Source organism: Anabaenopsis sp. NIES-4685, from assembly GCF_059725405.1.
On sequence record NZ_AP043602.1, the window covers coordinates 2,578,991 to 2,599,393 of the forward strand.

Below are 20,403 nucleotides of genomic sequence, written 5' to 3' on the forward strand. Positions count from 1 at the left end.
TACCAATTGAGGAATTTGATCAAAAAAACGTAGATTTACTTTCAGTTTGTTGAATAAAGGCCTCAAATTGATTATTGGGGGTCCATTGGATAGCGCCGTCATCTCTAGTAGAAAATAGCTGTGTCTGGTTTTTACTCAGATTAGATAAGGTTTTTGAGTCTAAATTAGTATAAGAGGTTATGGCCACCTGTGGTTGAAGCGTTTGTAACAAATCTGACAATAACTCAGGTCTACACCACAGTACTTGTGGACGCACTAGGCTACCTGCTTTGACTAGCTGTTCTACCTCCTGAGCCTTGACATCCCCCACCAATAGCCAATTCTGTCCTTGAATTTGCAGTTGTAAGACAGGTAACTGGTCATTAATTAACTGAGCAGTTACTGAACCAGTATTGACTATTTGACCAGGTGCTAAAGGTTGGTGTATTCCTTGTTGCTTTTGCACTTGCTGTTGAATTGCCTGATTAGTAATGTTGTTTGTGAGGTTGGCTGAATATTCATAAAACTTATCTATTCTTATAGCTTGTAGTACTTCCAACCAAGCGCTAGTTTCCTGGTATTTTAAATTACTGCTGATTCCGCTGCGATCAGTGCCGAAGGCGATCGCCGAATCTATGTGATTAATGCCCTGCTGTTGTAAAAATGGTAAAATTGTGAAGCGTCCAGTCCCCTGCTTTCCACTATTAATTAGTGTCACCTTTCCCCGATCCTGAATGACTACAACTGGTTCTTTACCTGCTGCTAGGACTGTGACCCTAAATAATGTATTGGCAGAATGCCAAAAGGGGATGAGTACAAAACCGATGGCCATGAAACTGGCAAATAACCAGCGTTTTTGCCACCAAGGTACTAGCCAAACCAAAATCACCAGTGCATATATTGCTAGCAATTGCCACGTAGATATACTACCCAAATTCAGAGAATTACCGGGAAATTTATTAAATAGTTCTACTAATTTAAATAACCAGTCAGTAGGATAATATAATAGTCCTGCTAAGGTGCTGCCACCTGTAGGCCAAAGTAATGCTGCTATGCCGCTAATAATCCCACCTATACTAATGGTTGCAATCAAAGGTGTGCTAATCATATTTAGTATTACACCGTAAGCCGGCATCACCCCAAATACAAAAAGTTGCACAGGTAAAGTCCAAATTGTCGCAGCCAGGGGAACGGCAATTAAGGAAGCGATGACCGGTGGTAACCAATCTAAGCGTTTTACCAATGCGGGAACTGTGACCACTAACCCTAGTGTGGCTAAAAAACTCAATTGAAAGCCTAAATCCCAAATCCATAGGGGATTAATTAACAATAATAAAGTTGCTGCTAATAACAGAGAGCCAAATTTTTTAACTTTTCTTTGTAATAATAAACCCACTAAAGCCGCAAAACCCATAATTACCGCCCTGAGTACTGAAGGTTGGAACCCTGTTAAACTCAGGAAAATAATTAAGGCTAAACAGCCAAAAGTAAACCGTGTTCTCTCAGATGCACGGCTTGTCAACTGCATTACCAAACCTAACACCAAAGAAACGTGAAATCCTGAAGCTGCTAACGTGTGAGCCAATCCAGCTTTGATAAACAAATCACGGATATCGTGAGGTAAATCAACTGCTTTGCTACCTAACACCATTGCACTTACCAATGGACCATGTGGAACACCCAGGCTTTGAGTGTGCGATCGCACAATTCGCTGCCGAACTTGCCACCATCCCCACGGACGTTGATCATACTCATCCAGGAAAGTAATCTGTCTTCCACTCAAACCCGCAAATATTCCTTGGTAATTGAGAAACTTCTGAAAATCGAAACCACCTGGGTTGTATGCTGTTCTTGGCTTGTATAAAACTCCCGTCACAGAAATTTGTTGACCAGGATATAACCCAGTAGCCTGGAGCAAGGGTACCGTTACATATAATTTTCCCGTCACACCTTTAGCCGCATCTAGCGGGCCGGTTTCATTCTTAACTTGATCAACCTGAGTAGCTGCTAATACAAATTGTCCTCGTTGGTTGCGAGTTAAACGGGGGTTACTTATCACTTGGCCACGAACCATCACCAGTTGTTGCTGATTACCATTATTTTCCGATACCAGCAATGTACTAATATCTTGCGCTCCGGGTTGGGGCGATCGCCATTGAAAATATACACTTGCTAATAACCCCACTAAACCGGCAACTAACCATATTCTAGAATGAGGAATATTTGACCAGATATTTCTTAATCCCTGATTTGTATTGCCATCATTTGGGTATTGTGTAGCCTTCCCTAATCTGCGTTTTCTAAACAGAAGCGCCCCCACCATCCCTAAACCTAAAACCCAAAACCCACCCCAAGCCACCGAGGTAAACAACAACCCTAAAATAAAACCAAGACAGATAACCACACCACTCGTCGGAATCATAAGTCACTCGTCAAAAGTAAAGCAAACATAATAACTCTTTAGGCTCCCAAACTTGCTGATTTGCTCTCTTAGTTAGGACTGAGGCAAAAAAACCTTACTTTTTCAGGTTGAGTGTCCACTCAAACTCTCATTAGTCAGTCCAATCTGTGATTTATTCTCACCTGACCCGTGCCTCAGTCCTGTTATTGTTTTACATTCAAGAGCTACAAACCTTTATCCCCTTGAGTAAAGGAAAACCCAACTTTTCCCGTTGCTCAACATATAGATGAGCCACCTTCCGAGCCAAATGACGAATCCTGCCAATGTAACGAGTTCTCTCCGTCACCGAAATTACGCCTCTAGCATCCAGTAAGTTAAACGTATGTGAACACTTCATAACATAATCGAGGCTGGGTACCACCAAACCACGCTCAGTTAATTGGCCAGCCTCCTGCTCATATAAATTAAACAGTGTTAACAGCAACTCAGGATTAGACCCTTCAAAGTTATAAGTACACTGCTCAATCTCACTTTGTAGGAAAACATCACCATAAGTTATGTTGTCAGTCCAAGCAATCTTAGTAATGGCTTCCACTTGCTGGAGGTACATCACCAACCGCTCTAACCCATAGGTGATTTCAATCGACACGGGACGACAATCAATTCCGCCACACTGTTGGAAATAGGTAAATTGAGTAATTTCCATCCCATCTAACCAAACTTCCCAACCAGTTCCCCAAGCACCCACCGTCGCATCTTCCCAGTTATCTTCCACAAACCGAATATCGTGGTCTTCTGGACGAATCCCCAGAGCAGACAAGGAATCAAGGTAAATTTCTTGAATATTATCTGGCGACGGCTTAATCAGAACTTGATACTGATAATAGTGTTGAAAGCGATTGGGGTTTTCACCATAGCGCCCATCAGTAGGACGACGGCATGGTTCAACATAAGCCACTGACCAAGGCTCCGGTCCCAAAGCCCTTAAAAATGTATGGGGGTTTTTAGTACCCGCCCCCTTCTCAATGTCATATGGTTGAGCAATTAAGCAACCACGGTCACCCCAAAACTGATGCAATAAACTAATCACAGACTGAAAATTCACGCTCTATCCTCCCTTAGTCAGCAACTGGCATACACTATTGTTGCCTACAACCTAGCACTGTGGCGAGTTTCAGAGACATGAAAAAAAAATCTGGAAATTTTAGAAAAAAAGAGTTGACAAAGGTAGAGACAGTAGCTATATTGGATAAGTGCCTGAGAGACAAGCGCCGCAAAGCGCAGTCCGAGGGAACACCGAACCATGAAAATATTATAGTTTGAAAGCAATTATACAGCAAATATTGCGCGTCAAGTCAATAAATTAACTAGACTGAAGTTAAAAAAGAGCAGTCAAAAGAGCTAAAACAAACAATTCAAAACGGAGAGTTTGATCCTGGCTCAGGATGAACGCTGGCGGTATGCTTAACACATGCAAGTCGAACGGTCTTTTCGGAGATAGTGGCGGACGGGTGAGTAACGCGTGAGAATCTGGCTTCAGGTCGGGGACAACCACTGGAAACGGTGGCTAATACCGGATATGCCGAGAGGTGAAAGGCTAGCTGCCTGAAGATGAGCTCGCGTCTGATTAGCTAGTAGGTGTGGTAAAGGCGCACCTAGGCGACGATCAGTAGCTGGTCTGAGAGGATGATCAGCCACACTGGGACTGAGACACGGCCCAGACTCCTACGGGAGGCAGCAGTGGGGAATTTTCCGCAATGGGCGAAAGCCTGACGGAGCAATACCGCGTGAGGGAGGAAGGCTCTTGGGTTGTAAACCTCTTTTCTCAGGGAAGAAAAAAATGACGGTACCTGAGGAATAAGCATCGGCTAACTCCGTGCCAGCAGCCGCGGTAATACGGAGGATGCAAGCGTTATCCGGAATGATTGGGCGTAAAGGGTCCGCAGGTGGCCATGTAAGTCTGCTGTTAAAGAATGAGGCTTAACCTCATCAGAGCGGTGGAAACTACACAGCTAGAGTGCGGTCGGGGTAGAGGGAATTCCTGGTGTAGCGGTGAAATGCGTAGATATCAGGAAGAACACCAGTGGCGAAAGCGCTCTACTAGACCATAACTGACACTGAGGGACGAAAGCTAGGGGAGCGAATGGGATTAGATACCCCAGTAGTCCTAGCCGTAAACGATGGATACTAGGCGTGGCTTGTATCGACCCGAGCCGTGCCGGAGCTAACGCGTTAAGTATCCCGCCTGGGGAGTACGCACGCAAGTGTGAAACTCAAAGGAATTGACGGGGGCCCGCACAAGCGGTGGAGTATGTGGTTTAATTCGATGCAACGCGAAGAACCTTACCAAGACTTGACATGTCGCGAATCCTGCCGAAAGGTGGGAGTGCCTTCGGGAGCGCGAACACAGGTGGTGCATGGCTGTCGTCAGCTCGTGTCGTGAGATGTTGGGTTAAGTCCCGCAACGAGCGCAACCCTCGTTTTTAGTTGCCAGCATGAAGATGGGCACTCTAGAGAGACTGCCGGTGACAAACCGGAGGAAGGTGGGGATGACGTCAAGTCAGCATGCCCCTTACGTCTTGGGCTACACACGTACTACAATGCTACGGACAAAGGGCAGCGACACAGCGATGTGAAGCAAATCTCGTAAACCGTAGCTCAGTTCAGATCGCAGGCTGCAACTCGCCTGCGTGAAGTAGGAATCGCTAGTAATTGCAGGTCAGCATACTGCAGTGAATTCGTTCCCGGGCCTTGTACACACCGCCCGTCACACCATGGAAGCTGGTCACGCCCGAAGTCGTTACCCCAACTTTTAGGAGAGGGGGATGCCGAAGGTAGGACTGGTGACTGGGGTGAAGTCGTAACAAGGTAGCCGTACCGGAAGGTGTGGCTGGATCACCTCCTTTTAGGGAGACCTAATCCACTCAGATATCGAAAACATCAAGTAAATAGATGCTGAGATGGTCATTCCTAGGTCGGTCGCGAGGATTTGCTGAAGCTTTCAAACTATAGGTTGGGTTCGGATAATGGGCTATTAGCTCAGGTGGTTAGAGCGCACCCCTGATAAGGGTGAGGTCCCTGGTTCGAGTCCAGGATGGCCCACCTGAAAATAATAAGTAATGAACAGAGCGTAAGTAGTAGTAAATTGCGAATTACGAAATGGAAATTACGAGTTATTAGATGGGGGTTTAGCTCAGTTGGTAGAGCGCCTGCTTTGCAAGCAGGATGTCAGCGGTTCGAGTCCGCTAATCTCCACCTTGTGTAAAAATCACAAGCCAGAAATATCTGAACTGTCAGAGAAGACAAAAAAAGATATAAGCATTGTGGTTATGTACACAGTATGATAAAATGATAGATCGAGAAAGATTCAGCAATTGATTGCGCCAACAATCGAACTGCTGGGTAAAACTCAGCCAGAACCTTGAAAACTGCATAGTAACGCGAAAAAAAGCAGGCAGACACAGACAATCAAATGAAAGTGTTTGCAGTGGAAAAAACCAATGTAAAGTGGTCAAGCTAATAAGGGCTAACGGTGGATACCTAGGCACACAGAGGCGAAGAAGGACGTGGTTACCGACGATATGCTCCGGGGAGTTGGAAGCAAACTAAGAGCCGGAGATTTCCGAATGGGGCAACCCTAAAGACTACCTGCTGAATATATAGGCAGGAAAGAGCTAACCCAGCGAACTGAAACATCTTAGTAGCTGGAGGAAAAGAAATCAAAAGAGATTCCCTAAGTAGTGGTGAGCGAAAGGGGAAAAGCCTAAACCAAAGGATTAATCCTTTGGGGTAGTGGGACAGCGATATCGAATCTGGAGGTTAGACGAAGCAGCTAAATACTGCACCAAAGAAGGTGAAAGTCCTGTAGTCGAAAACTAAAGGATAGTAGCTGAATCCCGAGTAGCATGGGGCACGAGGAATCCCATGTGAATCAGCGAGGACCATCTCGTAAGGCTAAATACTACTGTGTGACCGATAGTGAACCAGTACCGCGAGGGAAAGGTGAAAAGAACCCCGGAAGGGGAGTGAAATAGAACATGAAACCGTTAGCCTACAAGCAGTGGGAGTCCGATTAAACGGATGACCGCGTACCTGTTGAAGAATGAGCCGGCGACTTATAGGCACTGGTAGGTTAAGGCGAGAATGCTGGAGCCCAAGGGAAACCGAGTCTGAAGAGGGCGAAAAATCAGTGTTTATAGACCCGAACCCTGGTGATCTAACCATGGCCAGGATGAAGCTTGGGTAACACCAAGTGGAGGTCCGAACCGACTGATGTTGAAAAATCAGCGGATGAGTTGTGGTTAGGGGTGAAATGCCAATCGAACCAGGAGCTAGCTGGTTCTCCCCGAAATGTGTTTAGGCGCAGCGGTAATGAATATACCTGGGGGGTAAAGCACTGTTTCGGTGCGGGCTGGGAGACCGGTACCAAATCGAGACAAACTAAGAATACCCAGGGCACACATTGCCAGTGAGACAGTGGGGGATAAGCTTCATTGTCAAGAGGGAAACAGCCCAGACCACCAGCTAAGGTCCCCCAAATCATCACTAAGTGAGAAAGGAGGTGAGATTGCATAGACAACTAGGAGGTTTGCCTAGAAGCAGCCACCCTTGAAAGAGTGCGTAATAGCTCACTAGTCAAGCGATCTTGCGCCGAAAATGAACGGGGCTAAGTGATGTACCGAAGCTGTGGGATTAAGAAATTAATCGGTAGGGGAGCGTTCCGTAGTAGGAAGAAGCAGTAGCGGTAAGCAGCTGTGGACGAGACGGAAGTGAGAATGTCGGCTTGAGTAGCGAAAACATTGGTGAGAATCCAATGCCCCGAAACCCTAAGGGTTCCTCCGGCAGGTTCGTCCACGGAGGGTTAGTCGGGACCTAAGGCGAGGTCGAAAGGCGTAGTCGATGGACACAGGGTGAATAATCCCTGACTAAGATGTGGGAGCATGGCGAGGGACGCATGAAAGATAACCATACCCTAATTGGTTTGGGAGGGGTTTACGAACTCCGCATGGTGAAGGATAGTGTCAAGAAAAGCTCGTTATGTGATGAAAGCATCATACCCGTACCCGAAACCGACACAGGTAGGGAGGTTGAGAATACCAAGGGGCGCGAGATAACTCTCTCTAAGGAACTCGGCAAAATGGCCCCGTAACTTCGGAAGAAGGGGTGCCCACGAAAGTGGGTCGCAGTGAAGAGATCCAGGCGACTGTTTACCAAAAACACAGGTCTCCGCTAACTCGAAAGAGGACGTATGGGGGCTGACGCCTGCCCAGTGCCGGAAGGTTAAGGAAGTTGGTCAGGGGTTCGCCCTGAAGCTGACGACCGAAGCCCCGGTGAACGGCGGCCGTAACTATAACGGTCCTAAGGTAGCGAAATTCCTTGTCGGGTAAGTTCCGACCCGCACGAAAGGCGTAACGATCTGGATGGTGTCTCAGAGAGAGACTCGGCGAAATAGGAATGTCTGTGAAGATACGGACTGCCTGCACCTGGACAGAAAGACCCTATGAAGCTTTACTGTAGCCTGGAATTGTGTTCGGGCTTGGCTTGCGCAGGATAGGTGGGAAGCGAAGAAGTACCCCTTGTGGGGGGTATGGAGCTAACGGTGAGATACCACTCTGGCGAAGCTAGAATTCTAACCTGACACCCTGAGCGGGTGTAGGAACAGTTTCAGGTGGGCAGTTTGACTGGGGCGGTCGCCTCCTAAAAGGTAACGGAGGCGCGCAAAGGTTCTCTCAGCACGCTTGGAAACCGTGCGGCGAGTGTAAAGGCAGAAAGAGAGCTTGACTGCAAGAGTTACAACTCAAGCAGGGACGAAAGTCGGCCTTAGTGATCCGACGGCACAGCATGGAATGGCCGTCGCTCAACGGATAAAAGTTACTCTAGGGATAACAGGCTGATCTCCCCCAAGAGTCCACATCGACGGGGAGGTTTGGCACCTCGATGTCGGCTCATCGCAACCTGGGGCGGAAGTACGTCCCAAGGGTTGGGCTGTTCGCCCATTAAAGCGGTACGTGAGCTGGGTTCAGAACGTCGTGAGACAGTTCGGTCCATATCCGGTGCAGGCGTAAGAGCATTGAGAGGAGCCTTCCTTAGTACGAGAGGACCGGGAAGGACGCACCGCTGGTGTACCAGTTATTCCACCAGGAGTAGACGCTGGGTAGCTAAGTGCGGAGCGGATAACCGCTGAAAGCATCTAAGTGGGAAGCCCACCTCAAGATGAGTGCTCTCACTACTAAAGTAGGTAAGGTCACGGGCAGAACACCCGTTTATAGGCTCTAAGTGGAAGTACAGTAATGTATGTAGCTGAGGAGTACTAATAGACCGAGGGCTTGACCTCATCACTCTGGTTTTCGCGTTACTTGCAGTCTTCGGGGTCCTGTGACCCACTACTCTTTCCTGGTGTCTATGGCGCGGTGGAACCACACTGATCCCTTCCCGAACTCAGAGGTGAAACGCTGCAAGCGGCCACGATAGTTGAGGGGTAGCCCTCCGCAAAAATAGCTCGATGCCAGGTTTATATTTCTAACACCATAAACAAAAGCCTCTTCTACTATTGAAGGGGCTTTTGTTTTTTTTCTCTTGGCTTATTTCTTGAGGGAGAGTACCTGATAATACAATCTAGCGATCGCTAGATGCTACAACTATATGAAAGAACCTAAAATACAGTTGTTGCAGCTAAAAAAAAATACAGTTGTGGATGCCATATTAGAACAAACCCATAAATTAAAACAAGCCTTAGTTGATTTTGTCTTGGGTGCAGAAGGACAACTAGCACAAGCATTAGAAACTTATGCGACCGCGCATTTGCGCCGAGGTACTGGAGATACTATTCAGCAACAATTCATCATTGATAGCTTTCTTGTAGAAGGAAAAATTGCCGATAAGTCACCATTAGATTTGTTTATTGAAAACCGTCAGGATTTATCAGACGGCTATATCTCCGAGGGCTTAAGTCTGCGCAGTTTAATCCAGAACTGGTATCATAGTTTTATTGGCTTATTTGCCGTCACTAATCTTTTACCAGATGGCTTTGAGTTCAGGAATTGGCTTACAGATAAGCACTACATTGTCAACCCAAGCGATACTCAAACCATACAAGGGTTATCTCGGTTGAAACCGGGAGAAATATTACTAACTCGTATTTTTCCCGTTAACAATACTTGCTGAACTTTTCTAGCCCCTATATACTTATGGGAAAATTGGGTAACCCAAAACTCGCTGTAGCAATTGGTAATTTCAAAGAAAACTATAAAAATCATCTTTATAGCGATGCTCCTGACTTACTAGAAGAAGCTTGGCAGTCAGTAGTACAATATCATCAGCAGTTTGTAGACTTTTTTGGTGGTGATGAAATTACATTGCCGGGATATCAACTGAATAAAAAAATTGCCGAATTTCAAGAATTAATTACTCAGAAACATTTGGCTGTAGCAGGAATTGATGCTTCCAAATCTCTAGCGGAAATGGCAGCAGAAGCGGGTATTAGCGAAGAGGAAATACAAACCGCTGCAAAAGAAGTTGGTGCAGACTCTAATGTATTTTGTCAGATATTTAAAGGTAAGAATGCCTGCGGCAATACTAAAATGGTTATGCCCAGGGTTAATTTACCTGCCGAACTGAGGAAAGCAGAACAGGTTACTGTTCTTTCCCATCCGCGCTGGGGACAAATGTTTTTACCAACATATACGAGAATGCAAGCAATTCTCTCACATCATGAAGATGGGCAAGATATTGAAGGTAATCACACACTAATTCGCTACTATTTGGAAGATAAAAGTATTAATGCTTTTATCTGGTATCGTTTATGCCAAAAGTATCCAAATCAACTAGAGGAGGTATTGCAAGGTTTTCTCCAACGTCCAGATTTTAACCTGCTAAACGAATTGGATTCACTTTTACAGGAATTTGATAAACCTATAGAGCCAGATTTGCCAGAAGTCGCCAGTGTGCCTATACATTTGCACAATTTATTTCAAGAAGCCCTAGCAGAAGTTAACAAATCTCAACCCAAAGTTAAGAGACCAAAGAAATCAACAAAGGGTTTTCAGTCAGGGTAGCAATAATGCGCAGTTCATCACTCTAAGCAAACTACTATTCGCAATGCTACCCAACATAGCACTTAATATGCAAAGCCTGGATATTTAGTCATATTCAATTTCCAACTGAGCTACAGTGACGGCGTTAAAAGCGAACGCCAAAACTAAGGGCATAGGACACTTAAATATAAATGTGGAAAATATGGCTACAATTGTACCAATTACTGCCGATGCTGACCATACTTTTTCCTCAACAGTTAAGCCCCTTTCAGCTTTGATCAAGTTAAGTACATGATTGGGAATGGGTTCTGACATTACCCCGCCAGGCGGAAAAGCCCAATAGCTGTTGCGCCGCTCGACAAATAATTCTGTCCAGCCATTTTCTTCGCACCATGCTTCAATCCACTCAACAGAGTAATGAGTCATAATCATAATCTTGTGGGTAATTAAGACTTGTAGAATTTGTGTAGTTGGTAAATATAAGTTGCTGACAGATTTGCTGAATAGTTAACCAATGATTATGAACTCAGAGGAAATACCCCACATATAGAACCCCAGATGTAAAGCGGTCTAGCTATTTGGGACAAACAAGAATTGCTTAACTACTCATATAATTAAAAGATTAACAGTCTCTCCTACCTGTGGCACTCAAAATACAATAAACTTTACTTATATAAGCTAATATCAAGAATTGTAAATAACTCAGCTAACTCACAGGTCAGTACTGGGTCGATCGCTTGTTAACTTATCCAACTATGTAGGTTATCCTATGAATATGGTGTTGGATGGCTAATAATCCTCACAAACTTGATTATGTGTGGTGCAAAATATAGCCGAAAAATATGGTAATAAAATTAAAATGGCTGACAATTTTGCGAGTTGTGCTGCTATCCATTGGTATTAAATTGCTGAACAATAGGCTGGGGGAGTGCGATCGCCTATATGCTTATGGCAGGTAATAACAGTATTTTTTATCCCTTAGCAGATTATTACAAAAAATTCTATCGGGTAAGGTCAAAGATGATTAAAGACTTTTCAATATTAGTTAGGGCCCCAAAACAGTTACCCAATATATTTTGGAAGCAAGGATTAGCATTGATTCTAGGCATTATACTATTTTGCCAAGCTTCCCCACCAGCCAGGGCAGATTGGACTCATCCCATGTCATTTAGTAATGCAGAATTAGCCAGACGTGATTTTTCAGGACAAACTTTACAAGCGATCAGTTCTCTAACGCCAATATGGAATTAGCTAACTTTGAAGGTGCTGACTTACGAGGAGCCGTGATGAGTGCTTCGGTGATGACTCAAGCCAATCTTCACGGAGCCGATTTAACTAATGCTATGGTGGATCAGGTAAACTTAACAGGGGCTGATTTAAGCGATGCCATTTTTACAGAAGCTCTTTTGTTACGCTCCACCTTTACTGATGTGAATATCAATAGTGCGGATTTCACAGATGCAATTTTGGATAGAGCGCAAATTAAAGAACTGTGTCACAAAGCCAGTGGTGTAAACTCTAAAACTGGCGTAGAAACTAGTTATTCTCTGGGATGTCGATGAAGCGTGTTGGTATAATTGGTGGTGGACAACTGGCCTGGATGATGGGGGGTGCGTCCAAAAAATTAGGATTAGAATTGGTAGTGCAAACTCCGAGTCTTAATGATCCTGCGGTTTCCACGGCTGAGGATGTTGTTTTGGCATCAGTTGATGATGCTATTTCCACAGATCTGTTAGCACAAAAGACTGATGTCATCACATTTGAAAATGAATTTGTTGATTTGGATTCCTTATCTTTAATCCAAAACCAAGGTGTTTGTTTTCGCCCGAGGTTAGAAGCCTTAAGGCCTCTTTTAGATAAATATGATCAACGCTGCTACTTACAAGATTTGGAATTACCTGTCCCCCGATTTTTCGCTCTCGAACAACTAGACAATCTCTCGTCTCAAACAGCACACCTGGGTTTTCCTCTTGTTTTAAAATCCCGACGGCATGGTTATGATGGTCAAGGGACTTTCATTATTAATGATTTAGCATCTTTGGAGCAAAAGCTAAATTCTCACATCACAACTAAAGATTTAAGTCAACATCTATTTTTAATAGAAGAATTTGTCCCCTTTGAACGAGAATTAGCAATAATTGCGGCTCGTTCCACAGAAGGTGAGGTTGTGACTTACCCAGTGGTAGAAACCCAACAAGAGCAACAGGTATGTCGGCGAGTGATTGCACCAGCTGATATTACACCCAACCAAGCAGCAGAAATAGAAGCGATCGCCCATACTCTCTTAAATAACTTGGAAGTAGTGGGAGTTTTTGGGATTGAACTATTTCTCACCCCCAGCGGTAAAGTCTTGGTCAATGAAATTGCCCCTCGTACCCATAATTCTGGGCATTTCTCTTTAGACGCTTGTGAAACATCTCAGTTTGAACAGCACTTGAGAGCAGTTTGTGGTTTACCTTTGGGCAATCCTGATTTACATTGTGCTAGTGCCGTCATGGTAAACCTGCTGGGGTATGAAATTTCCAGAAGCGACTACCAAACCCAGCGCCAAAAGTTAGCCGAGATTCCCCAAGCTTTTGTTCACTGGTACGGGAAAACAGAATCACGTCTTGGGCGCAAACTCGGACACGTCACCGTGTTATTAGATGATAAAAACCGAGATACCATTATTAATATAGCCCAAACTATAGAATCTATCTGGTATTTAGTTTAGATATCACAAATATGGACAAATCTCACACTGACCAGTCTGTAGTTCCCCCAGCAGCGGTAAAAACTGACAGAGCTGGTGAAAGATATATTTGTCCATCCAACTACTCAGGCTCCCAGTCAAATTCACGAGAAAATTTTCATACTCAACACACAACCTGTTTGAGAAGGCTATAATAATCTAGTTGCACTACGACGTTGGTGACTGCCATCAAGTTTTTTGATCTATGTCTTTAAAGAAAAGGGAAGCTAACAAGTCTCGTGGCAGTAAACCGGGCATGTACCTGGAAACTTAAAACGAAGAACGTCGGCACCCACCTGGTTAAACCAGGTCATAAACTTAGGTAAAACGGCGTCGCGGTGAACTTAAAATTATTAGCTCCTCAAGTTAGCAAAAACTTAGGGGCTTTAATTTTATAAATCTGTATAATTTAATTCTGATTTCGTTATCATTCAGAGTTAGAATAGTAAAAATTATCTTAAATTGTGATTAAACCTACAAAAACTTGTTACAAGAACTAAAGCATAACGTTTTTCCAGCCTCGGTTCTCCGACTAGATAATGGTCTAACACTGATCCATCAGGAACTTACTACTACCCCTGTAGTTGTGGCTGACGTTTGGGTGCGAGCCGGAGCAATAGTGGAGCCGAAACCGTGGTACGGTATGGCTCATTTTTTAGAACACATGATTTTTAAAGGGACTGCGAGACTAGCCCCAGGAATTTTTGATCACCACATTGAAACCAGGGGTGGTGTGAGTAATGCCGCCACAAGTTATGATTATGCTCACTACACCCTAACCACAGCCGCTTCTTACGTAGAAGATACTCTGCCGCACTTGGGAGAACTGCTAATTAATGCCGCGATCCCAGATGATGAATTTATCCGGGAACGGGATGTGGTGCTCGAAGAAATTCGCTCCTGCAATGATGATCCCGATTCGATAGGATTCCAAGCCCTCAATCAAAGCATCTACCAAAACCATCCTTACGGGCGTTCAGTCCTAGGTAGTGAGTTAGAACTAATGCAACACTCACCAGCAGCCATGCGTTGTTTTCATCGCGCACACTACCAACCGCAAAACATGACAGTAGTAGTTGTGGGGGGAATTTCTCAACAGCCAGCCTGGGAACTCGTAAATAAATCATTTGCTGAATTTGCCCCACCATTGGACTGTCCACAAGCTGAAGAAATAGTAGAACCAGTAATCACGGGAATTCAGCGCCAAGAAATTTGTTTACCACGTCTAGAACAAGCCCGCCTAATTATGGCGTGGGTTGTGCCGGGAGTCAAGGAACTGCACACAGTCTATGGTTTAGATTTATTGGCAGTGTTACTCTCAGAAGGCCGCACTTCCCGACTGGTGCATCATTTACGAGAAGAATTGCAATTAGTCCAGGAAATTTATTGTAATTTCTGCTTACAAAGAGAATCGAGTTTATTTACCATTACTGCTTTTTTGAAAGTGGAAAACCTATATGAGGTGGAAAATCTGATTCTTCGTCATTTAAATGATTTGCAAACCATGGGAATTAGCGAGCGGGAACTCGCCCGCATACGTAGGCTGGTTTGTAATGAATACGCTTTTTCTACGGAAACACCAAATCAGTTGACAGGTCTTTATGGATACTACAACACTATTGCCCAAGCTGAATTGGCACTAGCATATCCTCAGCATATTCAATCATTTAATACTCAAGAATTGCAAAAATTAGCTAAACAGTTGCTTTCACCTGATAATTATGCAGTTACTATACTTAAACCGGTTGCTGATTAGCATCCCCACTCGCAAACAACTAACCACCTACCAATAATTAATACCTAATAATTGTGAAACCTTGCCTATCTGCCTCTCCTGTTCACCGCACTGTATTGAATAACGGTATTGTAGTCATAGTGACAGAAAATCCTGCTGCGGATATTGTAGCGGCGCGGATGTTTGTCCGTGCTGGTAGTTGTTGCGAAAAGCCAGAGCAAGCGGGATTAGCCTATTTGGTTTCAGCAGTGATGACAAAGGGATGTGACGGACTTTCAACCTGGGAAGTTGCTGAAAAAGTAGAGTCTGTGGGAGCAAGCTTGAGTGCTGATGCGGCCACAGATTATTTTTTGTTGTCTTTGAAGACCGTAACATCAGATTTCTCTGATATCTTAGCATTGGCTGGGCGAATGTTGCGATCGCCTACATTTCCCGAATCCCAAGTAGAACTAGAAAAGCGTTTAGCACTGCAAAATATTCGCTCTCAAAAAGAACAGCCATTTACCATTGCCTTTAGCCAAATGCGCCAGGTAGTCTACCAAAATCATCCCTATGCTATGTCAGTCCTAGGAGATGAAACCACAATGAGCGGCTTATCACGTGCTGACTTAGTAGACTATCACCAAACATATTTCCGTCCCGATAATCTAGTTATTAGTATTGCAGGGCGAGTCACCTTAGCAGATGCTCTAACACTAGTAGAACAAGTATTTGGCGATTGGGAAGTTCCTGCACAGGACATCCCATTACTTAACTTACCGGAAATTAACCCAGAACCCCAGCATCGAGTACAGCCTTTAGAAACACAGCAATCCATAGTTATGTTGGGTTACTTGGGATCATCGGTAAGTTGTCCAGACTACCCCCCATTAAAATTGCTGTCTACTTACCTAGGTAATGGGCTTTCTAGTCGCTTGTTTGTGGAATTACGGGAAAAAAGGGGTTTAGCCTACGAAGTGTCGGCATTTTATCCCACAAGGTTGTATCCAGGCTCATTTGTAGTCTATATGGGTACAGCCGCAGAAAATACCAGCATTGCTCTGGAAGGACTACGTACAGAAGTAGATTTACTCTGTAAAACAGAAATATCAGAAAGTGACCTGCAAGCAGCTAAAAACAAAATTCTGGGGCAGTACGCTTTGGGTAAACAAACTAACGGACAAATTGCCCAAATCTATGGCTGGTATGAAACACTGGGTTTAGGTCTGGATTTTGATCAACAGTTTCAAGAATTAATTCTATCTGTGACTGTTCAGGATGCGATCGCTTCTGCATGTAAATATTTACAGCAACCTTATATATCTGTAGTTGGTCAAGAGACTGCAATTAAAACTGTATTTCCCCGTGCGGAGTATTAAGTGGTACAATTGCTTTTGTGTCACCTGTTTTTTGAACAGAAGGAAGTATAATATTACCGTCATAAGTTTCTGGGAATATAGTCCATGCAAGTGAGGCTGACAACAAGTATCTGGAACTACTTTGAGTCACTAAAAGCATTTCGTGGCTTGAACAAAAATAAGTTTTATTATTTACTGCTGTGTTCATCTACCTTGTTACTGTTCACCTCGGATACAGTCAGCGCAGTTGTGGTTACCACAAAAATTGCTCAAGCAACAAATAGAGTTGTAATTAGCCGTCCTACCCTCAAACTTGGTAGTCAAGGAGAACAAGTTACAGAACTACAGGCGGCTCTAAAACTTTTAGGCTTCTACTCAGGTGCAGTGGATGGTATTTACACAGAGGGGACAGCCGCAGCCGTTTCTCAATTCAAACGAGCAGTTGAATTGATTCCAGATGGCATTGTTGACTCTATTACTTGGCAACGACTATTCCCCCTGGAGCCAGTAGTTATACCAACAATCCCGGGAAATCAGCCGTCATCCAACTTGAGGCCAAATTTTCCCATTACCAACCAGATTCTACCCACCAGCATAGTTATTAATTCTAGTCAGCCCATACCAGCCTCACCACCCCCAGGCGGAATACCTGGTGTTCAATATACCTCCCAAGGATTGCCAATTTTACGTCCAGGAATGCGTAATTCAGCAGTGAGACAGTTGCAAAAACAACTCAAACAGCTAGGTTTTTTCGCTGGCGATGTGGATGGAGATTTTGGCATAATGACGGCAGCAGCAGTAAAATCTGCACAACAACACTATGGTCTGGAGGCTGACGGTGTGGTAGGTGGTGCTACCTGGGAAGCACTATTGCGAAGATAGTTAAATTCTAGGAAAAAGCAATGAGACATTTTTTGCTAACTTGGCTGGTTACTGCGGTGGCTTTGCTGATCACCGCTAATATTGTCCCGGGGTTATTCGTCAGGGATTTTGTCGCATCCCTGGTGGCTGTAGCGGTAATCGGATTAGTCAATGCTTTTATTCGACCAGTTTTAAACATTTTGGCGTTTCCTATTACCTTACTCACCTTTGGTTTGTTTACCTTTGTGATTAATGCCTTAACTTTTTGGCTAGCAAGTAACCTCACCCCCGGTTATGGTTTTGAAATTCAAGGTTTCTGGCCTGCTTTAGTCGGTTCGATTGTCTTAACTATTGTTTCTAGCTTAATTAGCTATTTTCTCAGGGTAATTTTGTAGTGTCTCCTATTTTCAAAGGGGTTTCCATTCGTCGATACGGCCAAGCTGGCTATAAGAAACCCCATAAAGAAGCTTTATGGAGCCTAGTTATTTTGCTATTTCTCTGGGAGGTGTGCTGCTAAAACTTTTAAAAGAGTATATTAAGAATCAAGAAAAGCCCTCCTAGAAGGACGTTGTTCTGTATCCCATTATTTCCGGTCAACGATCATTAGTCGCCACAGCTAGCGTTACCGACCCTGGTTCGGACTCTAACCGAAAAACTTGTTTAGGAACTAATAATCTAATTTCTAACTCTTCTTTTCTAGTCAAAGGTGGGGTAATATAAGAGGCTGCGAGAATAGCTGCAGCCTCAGCTACGCTCGAAGTTCCCACTGTTTTGGCGGCGATTTTGCTAGGGTGAGGGACAGATACAGTAGACAAAATATTGGCCGGAAAGACTTTTAAGGGAAAATTGCAAAGATGACACAGTTCTATTAAACCAACTTCTGAGGCTTTAGTATCGATGGTAGCAAGACCAGCAATGGTATTTTCCCGGAGTTGATTTTCTGCAAATACTTGTTTTATTGCTGTTGCTATCAAACGCGACGAACTACCCTTCTGACAACCAATTCCTACCCATAAATTGGGGAAATGTTGCTGTTGAATAATTGTGCCAATTATTGGGTCTATCTTCACAGTGGAGGATGTCTGTAAAATATCCACGGGGATCAACTATAAAATTGGCAGACTGGATTATACCACGAAACGGATCTTTATAATACTGTTATTCAGGATTAAATCTTATATATTTAGCTTATCTAGCACAGTAGGAAACGCGAAAGTAGAAACATTTTGCCTGTTATACTTTAGTGTTCCAAGTATTTCTGACTTTGTTAATTATTAACAAAGTCAGTTTTGTTAATTATTAATACTTCCTAGGAGAATAGATGCAGTTGCTACATTACCTCTATACTGCATCTGTTACCGGTGATTTAAACAAAACTCTATTCTTGTGCGCCGGATTTTTCGAGACTCTGGGCTATATTCTGATACCCATTAAATTCCGCAATCATTAAAGCTGTATAACCGCCCCGGTTTTTCAGATTTATATCTGCCCCAGCTTGCAGTAGTATCTGTACAGCCTCTCCATATTCCCGAGCAACAGCCCACATCAATGCTGTTGCTCCTGCTAAGTCCTGAAAATTTACATTTGCACCTTTAGACCCAGCAACAACTGCATTATTCCTGTGTAGTTATGTTCTGCTGCCTTAATTAAGGCTGTTTTGCTATCATTTCCTAGACTATTAGCATCAGCACCGTGGTCTAGTAACAGTTTTACTGTTTCCATATCTCCTTGGGATATTGCTAATATCAAAGGTATACCTAGACTTGTACTATTGATTTTTTGACTAGAACACAATAATACGTCAAGGATTTGGCTATGTCCTTGGAATGCGGCTACAAGTATTGGTGTATCACCCAGATGATTTCTGATTTGGGGGTCTGCACCTCGGTTTAGTAACAGTTGCACCACATCAATGTAACCTTCTACAACGGCTAAGTGTAGGGGAGTTTCACCGTCTTGATCTTGAAGATTAATTTCGGCACCTTGATCTAGTAAAGCAGAGGCGATCGCAGTGTGTCCTGCTGCTACTGCTGCTGATAACGCAGTACCACCATGTTCATTTTCCTGATTCACATCAGCTCCAGCTGCTAGCAATGCTTGCACAACTTCCAAATTTCCTAAGTCAGCGGCCATCATCAAAAGTGTCTCACCTTCTGGGTCTTGGATATTGACATCTGCACCATTTTGTGTTAATAGTCTTGTTGCGGCTGTGTTAGAGGATCTAACAGCTAATTTTAAAGCAGTATCATGATCTTGGTCTGTGATATTTACCTCAGCGCCAGCAGCTAATAAGACCTGCATGATATTAACATCACCCTTAACTGTAGCTGCCATTAAAGCTGTACTACCATCTTCATTAATCGCATTGACATCAGCACCTCTAGAGAGCAAAAGCTGCACAATGTCCAGTTGATGACTACTAGCAGCGAACATCAAAGCCGTCAAACCATAGCGTTTTCTGCGTAGGTTAATACTTGCTCCAGCATCTAATAGCGATCGCACAATTTCGGTGTAACCTGAATTGGCAGCAAACATTAATGGTGTAGTACCATGGTCATCGCTAACGTCAACCTGAGCACCGGTAGCTAACAGCTGGCACAGATGCCTAATATCGCCACTTTTAGCCGACTTTAGCAGCAATACATCCTTATTTTCCATAATCAATATCACGCACCCCGGCAGTTTTTGTGAATCTAGTGCCCCAATTTAGTCTGAAATTGTTTAAGCACTTTGGCAAGAGGCAAACTGAAAAACAAGGCAATATATTTCACCCCTGGCAACTTGAAGTACAGAAAATAGAGTTATGCTAACTTTTATGAAGATTTAAGGATTGGGGGAGAACACCATGAATTTGGAACTGTCGCCGGAAGTGAAATATTGGCTAAACTTTTTCCACCCGCTAACCATGTGGGGGTTATTAGCACTATCCCTGTATGCTGCTTATCTGGGGCTACAAGTACAGCGTACCAGAAGCGCTCAAGGAGATGTAAAGAAAGAACTGATTAAAGGTAAATACAACATCAAACACTACCAAGTAGGGTCTGTACTGTTAGCTTTAATGGTAACAGGTGCTATTGGTGGCATGGCCGTTACCTACATCAATAACGGTAAGTTATTCGTAGGGCCGCATTTATTAGCCGGACTGGGAATGACAGGTCTAATTGCGTTATCAGCTGCTTTATCTCCTTTCATGCAAAAAGGAGCCAATTGGGCGCGTATAACTCACATTACCCTCAATTTCGGGCTTTTAGGGCTTTTTACATGGCAGGCCATTACTGGCGTGCAAATTGTCCAGAGAATTCTTAGTAATGCTTAGTCTTTAGCCG

At 43.9% G+C, this 20,403-nt stretch carries 10 protein-coding genes, 2 tRNA genes, 3 rRNA genes, 1 other RNA gene and 3 pseudogenes; 14 read left to right on the plus strand and 5 right to left on the minus strand.

What is annotated here, in order from left to right; genetic code table 11:
* Positions 1-19: 19 nt before the first annotated feature.
* Together AC6IZ0_RS11035 and glyQ are read right to left on the minus strand one after the other, a co-directional pair.
* Positions 20-2,401 (minus strand): ComEC/Rec2 family competence protein, encoded by a 2,382-nt coding sequence (locus AC6IZ0_RS11035; RefSeq protein WP_497722943.1) that lies wholly within the window; start codon positions 2,399-2,401, stop codon positions 20-22.
* Positions 2,402-2,597: 196 nt separating this feature from the next.
* Entirely contained in the window at positions 2,598-3,485 is an 888-nt protein-coding gene (glyQ, locus tag AC6IZ0_RS11040; RefSeq protein ID WP_271730894.1) for a glycine--tRNA ligase subunit alpha, read from the minus strand.
* Positions 3,486-3,797: 312 nt separating this feature from the next.
* Here glyQ and AC6IZ0_RS11045 point away from each other — a divergent pair.
* The 6 genes and pseudogenes from AC6IZ0_RS11045 to AC6IZ0_RS11070 all read left to right on the plus strand — a co-directional run bounded on the left by AC6IZ0_RS11045 (position 3,798) and on the right by AC6IZ0_RS11070 (position 10,434).
* Positions 3,798-5,286: ribosomal RNA gene (locus AC6IZ0_RS11045) — 16S ribosomal RNA — on the plus strand.
* Between the two features lie 122 nt (positions 5,287-5,408).
* A tRNA-Ile gene (locus AC6IZ0_RS11050) sits at positions 5,409-5,482 on the plus strand.
* Between the two features lie 80 nt (positions 5,483-5,562).
* Positions 5,563-5,635 (plus strand) — tRNA-Ala (locus AC6IZ0_RS11055).
* 254 nt (positions 5,636-5,889) lie between these two features.
* Positions 5,890-8,714, plus strand: a 23S ribosomal RNA gene (locus tag AC6IZ0_RS11060).
* Between the two features lie 58 nt (positions 8,715-8,772).
* Positions 8,773-8,891, plus strand: a 5S ribosomal RNA gene (gene rrf, locus AC6IZ0_RS11065).
* Together the 16S, 23S and 5S rRNA genes with 2 tRNA genes alongside form the textbook arrangement of a ribosomal RNA operon.
* 179 nt (positions 8,892-9,070) lie before the next feature.
* A pseudogene (locus tag AC6IZ0_RS11070) lies at positions 9,071-10,434 on the plus strand (hypothetical protein).
* A gap of 84 nt (positions 10,435-10,518) precedes the next feature.
* On the opposite strand, the gene AC6IZ0_RS11075 reads toward AC6IZ0_RS11070, so the two are convergent.
* Positions 10,519-10,842 (minus strand): slr1957 family protein, encoded by a 324-nt coding sequence (locus AC6IZ0_RS11075; RefSeq protein ID WP_497726040.1) that lies wholly within the window; start codon positions 10,840-10,842, stop codon positions 10,519-10,521.
* Between the two features lie 642 nt (positions 10,843-11,484).
* Between AC6IZ0_RS11075 and AC6IZ0_RS11080 the strand changes: the two are divergent.
* The 7 genes and pseudogenes from AC6IZ0_RS11080 to AC6IZ0_RS11110 all read left to right on the plus strand — a co-directional run bounded on the left by AC6IZ0_RS11080 (position 11,485) and on the right by AC6IZ0_RS11110 (position 17,472).
* Positions 11,485-11,975 (plus strand): annotated as a pseudogene (locus AC6IZ0_RS11080) (pentapeptide repeat-containing protein).
* Positions 11,972-13,126, plus strand: a complete 1,155-nt coding sequence (locus AC6IZ0_RS11085) for a 5-(carboxyamino)imidazole ribonucleotide synthase (RefSeq protein WP_497726041.1) — start codon at positions 11,972-11,974, stop codon at positions 13,124-13,126. Before AC6IZ0_RS11080 ends, AC6IZ0_RS11085 begins: the two are co-directional and overlap by 4 nt.
* A gap of 180 nt (positions 13,127-13,306) precedes the next feature.
* A non-coding RNA gene (gene ssrS, locus AC6IZ0_RS11090) (6S RNA) lies at positions 13,307-13,490 on the plus strand.
* A 138-nt stretch (positions 13,491-13,628) separates the two neighbouring features.
* On the plus strand, positions 13,629-14,900 hold the full coding sequence (locus tag AC6IZ0_RS11095) for a M16 family metallopeptidase (RefSeq protein ID WP_497722945.1): 1,272 nt from the start codon (positions 13,629-13,631) through the stop codon (positions 14,898-14,900).
* 53 nt (positions 14,901-14,953) lie between these two features.
* Positions 14,954-16,237, plus strand: a complete 1,284-nt coding sequence (locus tag AC6IZ0_RS11100) for a M16 family metallopeptidase (protein WP_497722946.1) — start codon at positions 14,954-14,956, stop codon at positions 16,235-16,237.
* Between the two features lie 84 nt (positions 16,238-16,321).
* Entirely contained in the window at positions 16,322-17,098 is a 777-nt protein-coding gene (locus AC6IZ0_RS11105) for a peptidoglycan-binding domain-containing protein (RefSeq protein ID WP_497722947.1), read from the plus strand.
* Positions 17,099-17,118: 20 nt separating this feature from the next.
* Positions 17,119-17,472 carry a phage holin family protein gene (locus tag AC6IZ0_RS11110; protein ID WP_497722948.1) on the plus strand — a complete coding sequence of 118 codons (354 nt, stop codon included), beginning with the start codon at positions 17,119-17,121 and terminating at the stop codon, positions 17,470-17,472.
* 198 nt (positions 17,473-17,670) lie between these two features.
* Here the strand turns inward: AC6IZ0_RS11110 and AC6IZ0_RS11115 are convergent, their stop codons facing one another.
* Positions 17,671-18,129 (minus strand): cobalamin biosynthesis protein, encoded by a 459-nt coding sequence (locus AC6IZ0_RS11115; RefSeq protein WP_497726042.1) that lies wholly within the window; start codon positions 18,127-18,129, stop codon positions 17,671-17,673.
* 326 nt (positions 18,130-18,455) lie between these two features.
* Positions 18,456-19,735, minus strand: a pseudogene (locus AC6IZ0_RS11120) (ankyrin repeat domain-containing protein).
* 187 nt (positions 19,736-19,922) lie between these two features.
* On the opposite strand from AC6IZ0_RS11120, the gene AC6IZ0_RS11125 reads away from it, so the two are divergent.
* Positions 19,923-20,393: a DUF4079 domain-containing protein gene (locus AC6IZ0_RS11125; protein WP_271733150.1), complete on the plus strand. Its 471-nt coding sequence runs from the start codon at positions 19,923-19,925 to the stop codon at positions 20,391-20,393.
* Positions 20,394-20,403 lie beyond the last annotated feature (10 nt).

Excerpts from the sequence above, each read along its gene's own strand:
- AC6IZ0_RS11035 (WP_497722943.1), bottom strand. The coding sequence starts at position 2,401 with ATGATTCCGACGAGTGGTGTGGTTATCTGTCTTGGTTTTATTTTAGGG.
- AC6IZ0_RS11085 (WP_497726041.1), top strand. The coding sequence starts at position 11,972 with ATGAAGCGTGTTGGTATAATTGGTGGTGGACAACTGGCCTGGATGATG.
- AC6IZ0_RS11105 (WP_497722947.1), top strand. The coding sequence starts at position 16,322 with ATGCAAGTGAGGCTGACAACAAGTATCTGGAACTACTTTGAGTCACTA.
- AC6IZ0_RS11110 (WP_497722948.1), top strand. The coding sequence starts at position 17,119 with ATGAGACATTTTTTGCTAACTTGGCTGGTTACTGCGGTGGCTTTGCTG.
- AC6IZ0_RS11125 (WP_271733150.1), top strand. The coding sequence starts at position 19,923 with ATGAATTTGGAACTGTCGCCGGAAGTGAAATATTGGCTAAACTTTTTC.